We start from the raw sequence: 14,507 nt of genomic DNA, 5'->3' as shown, positions 1-14,507 counted from the left end.
TTTATCCTACTTCACAAAGCAACGCTGAACGTATAACTACCGGATGGCACGCGTAAAGCCGTACCCACAGCCGTGGTCTCAATAATCCGGATGTCTTTTGATCCGGCAATCTGTTGCCCGTTTTCGCTGATGCTTTTCCCGGATGGCAGGAACACGGTAGCCGTGGTATTCGCCGGAATCTGAACGGCTAACTGGAACGTGCCGTTATCGACTTTCCAGTCAACGGCAATTTTTCCGGCGATGGAATGATAAGACCCTTTGGCCCAGGTCAGGCTGCCTCCCAAACGCGGTTTAATGGTAAAATGCTTGTAACCAGCAGAATCGGCATTGATGCCCAGGATGCTTCGGTACATCCACTCGCCCACGGCGCCGATGGCGTAATGATTGAATGAATTCATGCCTACGTTCTGAAAACCGCGTCCCTTGACGTATCCGTCCCAGCGTTCCCAAATGGTGGTTGCTCCCTGATCAATTGAGTAGATCCAGGAAGGAAACCGGCGGCTTTCCAGTAATTTATAAGCCACGTCGGCGTATCCGTATTCCGACAACTGATTCATCAACCGGATCGTCGATTGAATACCGGTTGAGATCCGGTAATCATACGCTTTAATGGCCTGGACCATATGGGCTGCGGCTTGTTTCTTCAGCTTTTCGGGCACCAGGTCAAATTCCAGAGCGAGTGCGTAAGCCGCCTGCGTATTACCGGCAATGATACCGTCATCGGTCATGTATTCTTTGATAAACCGGGTCTTTATTGCGTTAGCCAGCGAGTCATAGTACATGTAATCCTGTTGATGACCCAGTAGTTGGGCAACTTTGGCGACGGTGCGCGTTGAGTTTGCAAAAAAGGCCGTCGAGTAGATATCATTATCCACTTTACCACCCTCTTTCGGATAGTCGTCCGCAATAATCGTATTTCCATTCAGCCAATCGCCGTACATGTTCCCCCGCTCATTTTTCCACAACAGATCCGGATTGGTGTCCAGGATGTGCCGGATGTAGGCTTTCATCGACGCATACTGGCGGGCCAGGATGGCCGTATCGCCATAGTTCTCATACATTCGCCAGGGGACCAGAACCCCCGCATCGCTCCATCCGGGGGCATTGCAATAGCGATTCCACTTATCGACCTGGGGCGTATAATCCGGGTAACGTCCGTCGGCTCGTTGGCAATCGGCAATATCCCGTACCCACTTGGTGAAAAAGGCACTCATGTCCAGATTGAAAATAGACGTCTGGGCAAATACCTGGGCATCCCCCATCCATCCCGCCCGCTCATCCCGTTGGGGGCAGTCGGTCGGCACGGAATGCATGTTACCTCGCTGGGTCCATAAAATATTGTCCCACAACTTATTAAGATCGGGCGACGAACTTTCAAATGCACCGGCCAAGGGCGCAGCCGACGCCACTACTTTCCCCGTTACGTTAGTGAGTTTAGGTTCCTGGGTAAGACCGGAAATCTCAACGTATCGGAAGCCGTGATACGTAAAGCGAGGCTCATAGTCAATGGACTTTTCTAACCCGGGTGTGTATACATCCATCTGTTTAGCGGCCCGCAGGTTGCTTACATAAAGCTGGCCAGTTTCGTCCAGCACTTCGCCGTGCCGAAACGTGATGTTCTGGGCTGGATTATAAGGAATTTTAAGGGTTACCCACCCCGCTATATTTTGACCCAGGTCAAAAATGTACGTTCCTTCCTTCACCTTCACCACCTTTATCGGCGTAATTTCCTGGATCACTCTAATCGGCTCGTTGAGCTGGGCGTTGAGTGTGATTGAGACGGTTTTGTCGACGGTAACTGATTTCCACCCAGCGTCATCAAAATCCGGCTCCATCCACCTGGCGGGCAACAGTTTTGCATTAAAATTTTCGCCGTCGAAGATGGATGCCATTTGGATGGGCCCGTTTTCCAACAGCTTCCAGCTGGCATCGGTAACAATCTGGGTTCGGGTACCGTCGTCGAACAGCAGCTCCAATTGCCCGATCAACCGCCGGTCGAATCCATACGCCCCCCGGTCTGGATGGGAAAAAAGGCCGCCCGCGTACCAACCATCTGCCAGCATTGCCCCCATCACGTTGACACCCTTTTTCAGGGATTTTGTGACGTCATACGTTTGATATTGAACGCGTTCGTGGTAATCGGTCCACTCGGGGGCCAGAACCTGATTTCCGGCTTTTTTGCCGTTCAGGGTCATCTCATACATACCCAAGGCGCTCGCGTAGAGGGTGGCCTGTTTCACTTCTTTCGTTACCGTAAAAGTCTTCCTTAACAACGGCGATGCGGGTATGGACGTTTTGAAGGGCTTGCGATTTGCCGAACTGCCGGTGTAGGCGCCATCCGTCAATTTGCCCGGGCTCCAGTTTTCCGCTGAAAAGGCCGGATACGCAGCGTAGGGAACGGAGGCTGCGACCGGTTTTTTCAGCGCAACATTTTCGGAACGGGCATTGATGGCTTCTAATTCGGCGATGGCGTAGGCGTATTTCCCCTCGTTCGTTTTTCGGAGTTTATAAACGACTACCCGGACGTACCGGCCGGTTGTGGGCGCAATCGGTTTGCTGTACGGTTCCAGCCCTCTCTGCTCGTAATCCCGGTCGCTTTCGTCAGCAACGACCGTTGGTTTTTTAAAGTCAGCCGTAGCCGATACCAAAATCTTGAAACGTTTGGGAAATAAGTAGCCGCCTGGGTGAAGTTTATACGCTACGGGATAGAGTTTAATTTGACGAATTTCCTGTTGCGAACCTAAATTAACATCGACCCATTGATTGTCCGTATTCTCCGTAGGGCCGGAACCTGACTGAAAGCTGTGCCAGATGTCGAATTTTGCACTGTCAGGTACATTTTCATTTGGCGCGCCAATCCAGTGTGCCTGCCAGTCCTCTTTATGGAGCAGCCCCATCGACCAGCTGGCAATGGCACTCCACGAACTAACATTCTTCCCGGCGTCCCAAACGCGGACTTTCCAAAAGTATTTGGTCCTGGTAAGCAGCTTGCTCCCGGTGTACCGCACTTGATTGGCACTATTGGATTCAACTTTTTTTGAGTCCCATATATTCGCTACACCTTTTACCAGGGATAGGGAATCCGCACTAATCAAGATCTGATAGGCGGACTGAGACTGTGCTCGCTTTGTAGAAACCAACTCCCAACTCAGGCGAGGCTGTTTGACGTCAATTCCAATTGGATTTACTAAATACTCAGTCCGCAGATTACTAATTTTCAAATCATTATTTTGGTCGTCACCGTATGCTAAAAAGGTAGACAGCAGCGCCAGAATAGTAAACCATAAAATCTTCATTGGTAAAGCTTGAAAGTAGTGAATAGCCAAACAGTGTTAAAAGTCGAAAAAGTATTGCAGCTAATCAGGGTATCTCTCTCACATTTAATATGTATTAATTTTTATAAAAAACTTATAATTTTTGCAACGTAAACTTAGTGCTTTGGAGCACTAAAGAATACCAGTTTATTAGCAGAAAATGATGCTTTTATACCATTTATTTAGCCTTTATTACCAGTTCTAGCTACCGATAAGTAGTTTTATAGTTGATGTGCCACCCAAAGTGGTGATTTTGTTGATTGACGTTTGCTACCTAAAACCCATCTTCATAATCCATGATTTATTTAAGAACCGCCCTACTTCTGCTCTGGGCCAGCCTGAGCCTTCAAGCCAAAGATTATCCGGCGTCGTTTTTCGGCATCTATTCGGATGGCGCTACGCTCAACACGCGTTCCATTCAGTACGCTATCGACTATATTCATTCCAATGGGGGCGGTCGGCTGGTGTTCTACGTCGGCCGGTATCTGACGGGTTCGATTCATTTAAAATCGAACGTAACGCTGCACCTGGAAGAAGGAGCCGTGCTCATGGGATCACTCAATCCCTTCGATTACGATCGGCACGTCTGGACGGCACTGGTGTTCGGCGAAAATCAGCAAAATATTGCCATTACCGGCAAGGGGGTCATCGACGGGCAGGGGCGTCAATTAGCCCGTAATGTCGTGAATGTGATTCAGAAAGGTCTCGTCAAAGACTTGTTTCGTTACGATCGTCCTGAGGCCGAAGCGCGCGCCGTGATTATATACTTCAAGGGATGTCAGCGGGTAAAAATTCAAACCGTAACGTTACGGAATGCCGCGAGTTGGGTGCAAATTTACGATCAGTGCCGCAACGTGCAGTTGGCCGGTATTACGGTCGACAGCAAAGCCTATTGGAACAATGACGGCATCGACATTGTGGATTCGGACAGTGTCAGCGTTACCGACTCCTACATCGATTCGGCCGATGATGGCATTTGTCTGAAATCGCACGATGCCTCGCAGGTTTGTCAGAATATATACGTCCGCAATTGTACCATCCGGTCGAGTGCCAATGCGATCAAATTTGGTACGGCCAGCTATGGAGGTTTTCGAAACATCAAAATGGTACAGAACAAAGTCTACGATACCTATCGCTCCGCTATTGCCCTGGAAGCGGTGGATGGCGGTTTTGTCGAGAACGTATTGATTGACAGTTTACAGGCTATCAATACCGGAAACGCCATTTTTCTGCGAATCGGCGAGCGGGTGAAGGGAAAAAAAGGCCGTCTTGAAAACGTTCGGCTGACGAACATCCGGGTCGAGGTGCCCGCTACGAAACCCGACGCAGGCTATGAATATGAAGGCCCAATCGAAGACATGCCCCGAAATGTATCGCCCTCGTCGATTGTTGGTATGCCCGATGCCCTTGTTAAGGATGTGACGTTGAAAAACGTGGAGATTATCTACGCCGGCGGGGGTTCTTCGATGGTGGCAAACGTACCGCTCACGGCGCTCGACAAAGTACCCGAAAAGCCGACGGCTTACCCGGATTTTTCCATGTTTGGCGAACTACCGGCCTGGGGTTTTTACATTCGCCATGCGCAAAATATCCGGTTCGATAACGTGAAACTAACGTGTTTGAAAAAAGACTACCGTCCCGCCGTGGTGCTCGATGATGTGAAGCAGGCTAACCTAACCCCCATGCTGATCACTGACCCCGACCGAAAAAAACCGGCTGTCTATTCCGCCCATTCCACCGGCCTGACCTTGCCGGGACGCTGATCTCTATCCGTTTCCTGGCGAGGCTATCTAAACTTTTGTTCCAATCGTTTTTTGGTCGTCCCGACCGGTCCCGTCCCGCGTCGGGATGACCAAAAAACACCGAATAGGGCTCGAATATGAATTACAAATGGATTTTCAATGCCTTCATTTTTTTGTTATTGCTTTTGGGCCCAAAGGCTTTTTCCCAGACAGTAGGACAGGTCAGGGTCGAATGGAAAGAAGGTTCGTCGCCATCCGGTACGGTTCAGTTGCAGCACGGTGTACTGCGTAAAATCGAAGGGTCAGCCAGAAAAGGCAAAATGAACGCCAATGCCTTTCAGGTCGGGTCAGGCAGTCGCCCGGGCATTCTGATAACGATTGATAGTGTCCGGAACGAATACGGAACCGGAGCCACCGTCGTGTCAATCAAAACGGCCAAAAATCCCTTCTCCTTTTTTCTTCGGGACGTTACGGCCACTTCGCCCATTTATTTACCGGATTATGGCGTCGTCGTATTGAAGGCGACGGATGGGCGGTCTTATCGGGACGTCGAGGCTACCGTACGTTCCCGAAAAACAATGACCAAGTTACAGCGTATTGAGACCGAGCGGGAGGTTTCTTTTTCCTCGGTCGAGAAGAAGGTCCGGAACATGACCGTGCCTACCTGGTTGGGGACCAGCCGGGATTTTAGAATTTTCGAGATTGTCGAAAACCTACCGGACGCATCCCAGGGAGAAGCCAGTATTATTTCACCCAAACGGTCGTCGACAGCCTTGCGACTGGTCGAGACAAAAAATGAACCGGTCCATTATCTGTACACCTATGGCCGGGGCGTTGGCGTGAAGGAGAATGTCTCCCGCCGGTTGGAACAGGGAACGTTGCCGATTTTACACTCCACGCTGACTGACGACGATGTGGTTTACAAATCGACCACGTTTGTATCCCTGGAAAAATCACCCCTTTCGGCGTTGAAAGGAACCGATTTTCTGGTGGCCGACAGTTATAGTGGCGGTCACATGTTCACCAAAGAGCAGCAGGAACTGGTGAAAACCAGATCGGAGAAAGCACTCAATCCAGACGAGGAAACCGTTTTGTTTTTCCGGGTTGAGGCCGTGAATAGCGGATCCGTGCCCCGTTATGCCTGGTTCAAAACGCCACGGCCAGGCACCGCCTGGTGGCAGAAATTTCCGTATCGTTTCGAAGCAAAAACCGGTTTTTCAGCTTATTCGGAAAACCAGGTTTTTTGTATTTCCAAACTGAACGGAAAACCACTGCCCGGTGAAGAAATGTCGATTTTGTTGCAACCCGGTGAAAAAGCACTGTTTGATTTTTTTATTCCCCACAGTCCCGTTTCCCAGGAACGGGCTGCGCAACTGGCGATGCTGACCTTTGAGCAGCGTTACGCTGAAAGCCGGGATTTCTGGCTCGCCAAATTAGGGAAAGCGGCACAAATCCACGTCCCCGAAAAGCGGATTGACGAAATGATCCAGGCCGGATTGCTTCATCTTGACCTGATTACGTACGGCAATGAGCCCAACGCTACGCTGGCTCCGACCATTGGCGTCTATTCACCCATCGGAACGGAAAGTGCGCCAATTATTCAGTTTTATGCCTCTATGGGCTGGACCGATGTTGCCAGAAGGTCGTTGGCCTACTTTCTTGACAAACAGCACGAAGACGGTTTTATCCAGAATTTCAATGGGTATATGGTCGAAACCGGGGCGGCTTTATGGAGCATGGGCGAATACTTCCGGTATACCAACGACCGGGAATGGGTCGGGGAAATAAAAGCAAAACTCCTTAAATCATGTGATTACCTGATTGCCTGGCGCAACCGGAACAAGAAGGAAGAGTTACGCGGACGGGGGTATGGGATGATCGAAGGAAAAGTAGCGGACCCCGAAGATCATTTTCATCAGTTCATGCTCAATGGCTATGCCTACCTCGGCATGAGCCGCTGTGCCGAAATGCTGGCTGGTATTGACCCTTCCCAATCCGAGCGGCTCCGAAAGGAAGCGGATGCCTGGAAAGAAGATATCCGCCAGTCGTTTTTTACTTCGGTGGCTATGTCGCCGGTGGTTCCCCTGGGCGATGGTACCTGGTGTCCCACGGCTCCGCCCTGGACGGAAGGGGCCGGTTTGAGAGGGATGTATCAGAAACGTGAGACTTTCTGGTCGCATGGTACATTTACGGCACCGGATGGGATGCTTGGTCCCATGCATCTGATTTTTTGCGAAGTACTCGACCCGCATGAGCCAGCGGCTAAAGCGCTTCTGAACTACCATAGCGAGCTTTTCTACCAGGAAAACTCCGCGTTTAGTCAACCGTATTACAGCCGCCATAACTGGATGCAGGCGAAGCTGGGAATGACCAAACCTTTTTTAAGTACCTACTACAACACGTTTGCGGCCCATGCCGATCGGGAAACCTACACCTTCTGGGAGCATTTATTTAAGGTAAGTCCGCACAAGACCCACGAGGAAGCCTGGTTTTTAATGGAAACCCGCTGGATGCTCTATCTGGAAGAGGGGACTACCCTTAAATTGTTCAACACGGTACCGCGCCACTGGCTGGAGCAGGGCAAGAACATAACGCTGAATAATGTCCGGAGCTATTTTGGTCCAATTACGGCGACTGTAACTTCGGAAGCGGAAAAGGGGTACATTACCGCTACCGTGAGCTGCCCGGATCCTCGTAGACCGAAAGAAGTGTTGATCCGGATTCCACATCCCGCCGGTAAAAAGCCCGTGAAGGTAACCGGGGGAATTTATCACGAACAGTCGGAAACCGTCTCGATAAAAGACTTTTCGGGCCAGGCCAAAATCCGGCTCGACTACTGATGATCCGGTGACTGCAATAAAAAGGCACTAGCGTTGAACCTATTTCAGGACGGGTCAAGGAACGCGAAATAGATTATCGTCCTCAATCGTTTTGTGATTTAAAAGATTTTTCCCCATGTTTGTGGCCAGAAGCCAGAGGAACCGCTCTGGCTCTGTTTTTAAAATATTAATCTATTTTGTATATAGATTAATTAGATATATGTTTTTGAAAATACACCTGATGACTTGCCACAGACCACATTGTTGTCCGTAAGGACTTTGCTCTTCCCGTAGACCCGTTCTGCCATCCTGGCTGGGTATTAACCAATCTGTTTTTCTGTGAACCCTTCTTTACCAGACTACTGTCAAAGTAGCTCAAATGAATCATGTCTGTTATTAATCTACTTTTTCTATGAATCTACTTCTATTTATTTCAAACACAGGCGTTAGGCCTGTTCAGGTGAGAATTCAACCCTTTCTGGGTTTATTTTTCACGTTACTGCTGGCCACAACGCCCGGCAAAGCAGACATCGTTTTCGATCAAAACGGAAGCAAAACGGTGGAAATCTTCGCCAAACCCGCTCCACCCGTCACGGTAAAAGGCCGGGTGACCGACGAAAAAGGGGAGGGGTTGCCCGGTGTGAACGTCATTTTGAAAGATACCGACAGAGGAACATCAACCGATGCAACAGGCGCTTTCCAGATCGTAATTGCGGACGAAAACCGGGTCAATGGCTCCGCAACCCTGGTTTTTTCCTTTCTGGGTTATAAACGACAGGAAGTGAAGGTCGGCTCACAGACCAATCTGGCAATTCAGCTTACCCCCGATCAGAGTCAGTTGGACGAGGTCGTGGTGGTGGGCTATGGAACACAGAAACGCAACAGCCTGACCAACTCGGTTTCGCAAATCAGCGGAGAAGAAGTGGCACGTCGGCCCGTTTCGAACATCCAGCAGTCATTTCAGGGCCTGATGCCGGGCGTAACGGTGTTGGATCAGGGCGGATCGCCGGGCAAATCGAACACGAGCATCCGGGTTCGGGGCATTACCACCTTCAACATCAACAGCAGCAATACAAGCGGGTATGATTTGGGTAAAAACGACGCGCTGGTCATCGTCGACGGCATCGAGCAACGCCTGAGCGATATCAATCCGGACGACATCGAATCGGTTTCCATTCTGAAAGATGCTTCATCGACAGCGATTTACGGCTCGCGGGCTACCAACGGGGTGGTTTTGATTACGACGAAACGGGCCAAAGGGGGCAAAGTTCAGGTTGATTACAACGGCTATTACGCGATCCAGAAATCCAATAATGCCCCCAAAATGATGGGTCTGGAGGATTACATGCGTCACCAGGTAATAGCGTATACCAACGCCAATACGGCTTTACCGGCGCGTTTTACGGAAGCGTCTATTCAGGCGTATATCAATGCCACGGATCGGGAAAAATATCCCTTGCCAAACACCTGGTTCGAAACCATGCTCCGCGCGGCTCCCCAGCAAAATCACACGCTGTCGGTGGCGGGGGGAAACGACGTGCTTCGGACCCGGCTGAGTGTCCGGTATCAGGATCAGCAGGGCGTCATTGCCGGGTATTCGAATAAAATCGGTGAATTCCGTCTGAACACGGATTACACGGTTTCGAAGAAAATCCGGGTGAGTGGCGATATCAATTACCGGTATAATCAGGCTCTGAATCCAACCATTAACAACAGCGGCTCCAACCCAACTCCTCTGAACAACTTTTTCCACGGAACATTGTGGGCGGTTCCAAAATATGCCGACGGTACTTACGGTTTGAGTACGCAGGGTAATAACCCCCTGATGTACAATGAGATTGGTGGCCAGTCAACACAGAATACCGATTATCTGGCTGGATATGTAAAGGGCGACTGGGACATTCTGGATGGGTTGACGTTTTCGACGCAAATCGCCGGCAGGGGGACTTTCATCTACCAGAAAAACTTTTCCAATGCCTACACCAACGTCGATAAGAATACCAATATTACCAAAACCGTTGCCATCAACTCATTGACCGAGGTCCGGAACACGTTGCGTGAATACACGATCAACAGCTTACTGACCTACGAAAAACGCTTTGGCGAACACAACCTGAAGGCCCTGGTGGGGTATTCGCAGATTGGGAATACCCAAACTTTTCTATCGGCCTACCGGGAGCGGTTTTACAACAATGACATCACGTCGATTGGCCAGGGTGCCAACGACGGAACCAAGAGCAATTCGGGCAATGACGCGCAATACGGTTTACGGTCTTATTTCGGCCGGGTCAATTACGATTTCCGCGAGAAGTACCTGTTTGAAGCCAACGGACGCTACGACGGTTCGTCGAAATTCACCGGGGTCAAACAGTACAGCTTTTTCCCTTCCTTCTCAGCGGGCTGGCGGATTTCGAAGGAGAACTTCTGGCAGGGATTGTCCAATACCGTCGATGACCTGAAACTGCGGGGTTCGTGGGGAATCACCGGCAATCAGTCGGTCGATTTGTACAGTTACTATTCGGCATTGACGGTGAATGGTTATACGTTTGGCGGGGCCGCCGTGCAGGGCTACCGGCCAACGACGCTGGCGAATACCAACCTGGGGTGGGAATCAACCACGCAACTGGATGTAGGGTTGGATGGGTCGTTCTTTAACCGGAAACTGAACCTGACGGTCGATTATTACCGCAAACTGACCAACGACATTCTGCTCAACCTCGACATTCCGGCCACGATTGGCCTGATCGCTCCGCCCCAGAACGCCGGATCGGTGGAGAACAAAGGCTGGGAATTCAGCGCCAATTACCGGGGAGTACCCCATTCGTCCGGCTTCCGCTATAGTCTGGGCGGTAATCTGAGCATCAATGAAAACAAGGTAGTCGATCTGAAAGGAACGGGTCCGTACATTGCCGGTTCGGACATCGATCCCCGCTACATTATTGCCAAAGGTCTGCCCATCAATACGTTGTGGGGTTATAAAACCGACGGACTGTTTCAGACGCAGCAGGAAATTACGGAATACAAAGCGACGTATGCCTCCAACACCAAGCCGGGCGACGTGAAGTATGTGGATCTGAACGGCGACGGCAAGATCAGTGCGGACGACATGACCACCATCGGAAATTCCTTTCCAAAATACACGTTCGGTTTAAATACCGATTTTTCCTACAAAAACTTCGAATTGAACATTCTCTTTCAGGGAGCGGCCAAAGTGGATGCGCGGCTGGCGGGGGCTCTGGCCGAAATGGGCAATCAGGAAGGGTTTACGCACGAGATTTACGCCAACAATTACTGGACACCGGAAAATCCGGGCGCCCGGTTTCCCCGCCCGGTCAAATTTGACCTGCGGAATGTGGCCACGTCCGACCGCCTGATTATCGATGGGTCCTACGTTCGACTGAAAAACGTGCAACTGGCGTACGTCATCCCGGCCAGTTTGACCAGCAAACTGCGGGTCAGCCGCATTCGGGTGTATACGTCGGCGACTAACGTGTTTACGATCTCGAAACTCAACGAGTGGAATCTGGACCCCGAAGTGCCCTCGGGCCGCGCGGTGTATTTTCCGCAAACCGCCCTGTATACTTTTGGATTAAACCTGCAATTCTGATTAACGCATTGACTCTCATGAAAACATACCGAACTCTCTTTTATAGCGGCCTGTTGACTTTAACGGTTTTCGGACTGACGTCCTGCGACCGGGAATTGCTGGAAACCGTTCCGAACGACCGCCTTGCCGTGGATCTTTTCTGGAAAACCGAAGCCGATGCCAAGCTGGCGGTAAACTCCCTCTACACGGATCTCGACGGAACCAACCTGATTTCCTGGGATGGGATGACGGATATTGCGCACATCAATACCAACTTTAACGTGGATGCTTTCATCGAATTGGGAACGTACGATGCCACCAGTTCGAAAATCTACTCCGAATGGAAGACGGCTTACCAGGGCATTCGGGCGGCAAACTACTTTCTGGAAAACGTCGGTAAAATTCCTTCGACCAACACGGCTCTGATCAACCAGTTTAAAGGCGAAGCCAAAACGCTGCGGGCGTATCACTATAGCAAGCTGGCGGGTTTATACGGTTCCGTTCCGCTGGTCACGTCGTCCATAACGATTGACGAAGGCCGGGCACTCACCACCACGCCGGTGGAGGAAATCTGGAATTTTGTGGAAAAAGAACTCACGGAGTCGGCTACCCTTTTACCCGCCACGTATGCCGCTGCCGAAAAAGGACGCGTTACCAAAGGCGCTGCTTTGGGGCTTTTAGCGCGGGCCAGTCTGTATGCGGGCCGGTATCAGAAAGCCGCGGATGCCGCCGATCAGGTGATCAAACTGGGCGTTTATGGCTTGCATGAGTCGTATGAAAAGCTGTATTCCTACGCGGCCGAAAATAACCGGGAGATCCTGCTGGATAAACAGTTTCTGAAGGACATCTACTCCAACAACGTTTTTGCGTACATCGGGCCGTATAGCCAGAAAAACAGCAGCAGCAATGTCGTGCCGACCAAAGTGCTGGTCGACACGTACGAAACGCTGGATGGCAAAAAAATAACCGACCCGACCAGCGGCTACGACCCGGCCAAACCGTACCTGAATCGTGACCCCCGGCTGAAGTTTTCCATTTTCCTGGAAGGCGATGTGCTGCCGAGCGGCATTACGTTCCAGCCCCGGCCCACCAGCGGATCTGCCGATGCCATTGGAAGTACCTACATCGCGTCGACGACCGGTTTTAACATCAAGAAATACATTAACACCGACGACTATGCCAATCCGGCCAACAGCGGAATCAACATCATTCTGCTGCGGTATGCCGAAATTCTGCTGACCTACGCTGAAGCCAAAATTGAATTGAACCAGATTGATCCGACGGTTTTAACCGCGATCAATGCCGTTAGAAACGGGCGGACGGATGTGAAATTGCCTTCCGTTACCGCTACGACCCAGGCCGCCCTGCGGGAAATCGTGCGTCGCGAACGAGCCGTGGAACTGGCTTTTGAAGGGCAGCGCTTATTCGATATTCGCCGGTGGAAAATTGCGGAAACGGTGATGGTAGGCCCGGTTTACGGCATCACCTATCCCGACAATACCGGCAAGCTGGTGACGATTCAGGCGGTTTCGTCTAACCGGGTTTTTGATAAAAACCGGCATTACCTCTGGCCCATTCCGCAAAAGGAACGGGATCTGAATCCGAATCTAAAGCAAAACCCCAATTGGTAAAAGCGCGTTTAAACGCCTGTTTGACGGAAGTCGTAAACTGAAAATAAAATGATCACGGCTAAAAAAAGTTGCTTTTTATTTTATTATATTCTGACGATCAGTGTGTTGTCGCTTATTCAAAACCCGGTTTGGGCCCAGAAAAAGCCAAACATCATTTTCGTGCTGACCGATGATCTGGGGTATTCCGATTTGAGTTGTTACGGCAATCCGGTGATTAAAACGCCGTTTCTGGATGGCCTGGCGGCAAAGGGCGTTCGGGCGACGAATTATGTGGTTACGACCCCGTCCTGTACGCCATCCCGGGCGTCGCTCCTGACCGGGCGGTACCCATCGAGGATGAACCTGCCGGCGCCGATTGGACCGGGTTCAAAACTGGGGATTCCGAATCAGGAAGTGACGATTGCCGAAATGCTGAAAACGGTGGGCTACCGGACGGCGATGATCGGCAAATGGCACCTGGGCGATTCCCAGCCTTTCCACCATCCGACCGCGCAGGGTTTCGACGAATATTTTGGGCTGTTGTATAGCCACGACTACAAACCACCGTATGTCCAGACTGACACTACACTGAAAATTTTCAGGAACCGGACGCCGGAAGTCTACAAACCCGCTGACTCGACGCTGACAGCGCGCTATACGAACGAAGCGAAACAGTACATCAAAAAGCAGGGTAAAAACCAGCCATTTTTTCTGTATCTCGCCCATAACCTGCCACATTTGCCGCTGGCATCCTCGAAAAAGAACCAGAACCGGTCGGGCGGTGGGCCGCTGGGCGACGTGCTGGAAGAACTGGATGCGGGTCTGGCCGAAATCTGGAAAGCCGTGGAAGAACAGGGGCTGGCCGACAATACCATCTTTTTCTTTTCCAGCGACAACGGACCCTGGATCAACTATCCGGATCGGATGGCAGCCGATGGCTTTACGAAGCCCTGGCACGTCGGAACGGCGGGCGTTTTCCGGGGTTCGAAAGGCATGACCTACGAGGGGGGGCACCGGGTTCCGTTTATCGTCTATTGGAAAGGCCATACGCCAGCCGGAAAAACCGTGCCGGATATGTTGAGTTGTCTGGATGTGCTGCCGACGCTGGCGGAGTGGACCGGTGCCGCGCTGCCCCAGGGCCGAACGCTCGACGGACAATCGGTTTCGGATGTGTTGCTGGGCAAACCGGGCAAGCCAAAACACCGTGATTTGTATTACGTTAACGGCGGAATCTGCGCGGCTGTCCGGCAGGGCGACTGGAAATACCGGGTGACCACCACCACTACCAATGGAGAAGCGAAAACGGAAGTCGAGTTGTTCAATCTGGCCCGCGATCCGAGTGAACGCGCCAATGTTTTAACCGATTATCCGGAAATTGCGCACCATTTGAAGGCACTCTTCGACAAGTTTCCCGGAAAATCCGAAAACTAAATACA

The 14,507-nt window shown here is 51.1% G+C and carries 6 protein-coding genes; 5 read left to right on the top strand and 1 reads right to left on the bottom strand.

All coding sequences use genetic code 11. From position 1 onward, the window contains the following. Positions 1-11 precede the first annotated feature (11 nt). Positions 12-3,008: a family 78 glycoside hydrolase catalytic domain gene (locus tag ACO064_RS07800; protein WP_421826827.1), complete on the bottom strand. Its 2,997-nt coding sequence runs from the start codon at positions 3,006-3,008 to the stop codon at positions 12-14. A 602-nt stretch (positions 3,009-3,610) separates the two neighbouring features. Here ACO064_RS07800 and ACO064_RS07795 point away from each other — a divergent pair. From ACO064_RS07795 to ACO064_RS07775, 5 genes are all read left to right on the top strand, one after another. Then, positions 3,611-5,077, top strand: coding sequence for a glycoside hydrolase family 28 protein (locus ACO064_RS07795; RefSeq protein ID WP_421826826.1), 1,467 nt, complete (start codon positions 3,611-3,613; stop codon positions 5,075-5,077). Positions 5,078-5,193: 116 nt separating this feature from the next. Continuing rightward, positions 5,194-7,896: a hypothetical protein gene (locus ACO064_RS07790; RefSeq protein WP_421826825.1), complete on the top strand. Its 2,703-nt coding sequence runs from the start codon at positions 5,194-5,196 to the stop codon at positions 7,894-7,896. 439 nt (positions 7,897-8,335) lie between these two features. Then, entirely contained in the window at positions 8,336-11,482 is a 3,147-nt protein-coding gene (locus ACO064_RS07785) for a SusC/RagA family TonB-linked outer membrane protein (protein WP_421826824.1), read from the top strand. A gap of 17 nt (positions 11,483-11,499) precedes the next feature. Continuing rightward, positions 11,500-13,092 carry a RagB/SusD family nutrient uptake outer membrane protein gene (locus ACO064_RS07780; protein ID WP_421826823.1) on the top strand — a complete coding sequence of 531 codons (1,593 nt, stop codon included), beginning with the start codon at positions 11,500-11,502 and terminating at the stop codon, positions 13,090-13,092. 48 nt (positions 13,093-13,140) lie between these two features. Beyond that, complete coding sequence (locus ACO064_RS07775; protein ID WP_421826822.1) at positions 13,141-14,502, top strand: sulfatase; 1,362 nt, start codon at positions 13,141-13,143, stop codon at positions 14,500-14,502. The last annotated feature ends 5 nt before the right edge of the window (positions 14,503-14,507 follow it).

The sequence above is a fragment of the Larkinella sp. genome, assembly GCF_965227735.1.
In the GTDB taxonomy this organism is placed as follows: Bacteria; Bacteroidota; Bacteroidia; order Cytophagales; family Spirosomataceae; genus Larkinella.
Note: the sequence above shows the minus strand (reverse complement) of the source record. Positions and strands in the feature narration are given on the sequence as shown.

Coding starts and splice junctions, on each gene's coding strand:
- ACO064_RS07795 (WP_421826826.1), top strand. CDS start 3,611: ATGATTTATTTAAGAACCGCCCTACTTCTGCTCTGGGCCAGCCTGAGC.
- ACO064_RS07780 (WP_421826823.1), top strand. CDS start 11,500: ATGAAAACATACCGAACTCTCTTTTATAGCGGCCTGTTGACTTTAACG.
- ACO064_RS07790 (WP_421826825.1), top strand. CDS start 5,194: ATGAATTACAAATGGATTTTCAATGCCTTCATTTTTTTGTTATTGCTT.
- ACO064_RS07775 (WP_421826822.1), top strand. CDS start 13,141: ATGATCACGGCTAAAAAAAGTTGCTTTTTATTTTATTATATTCTGACG.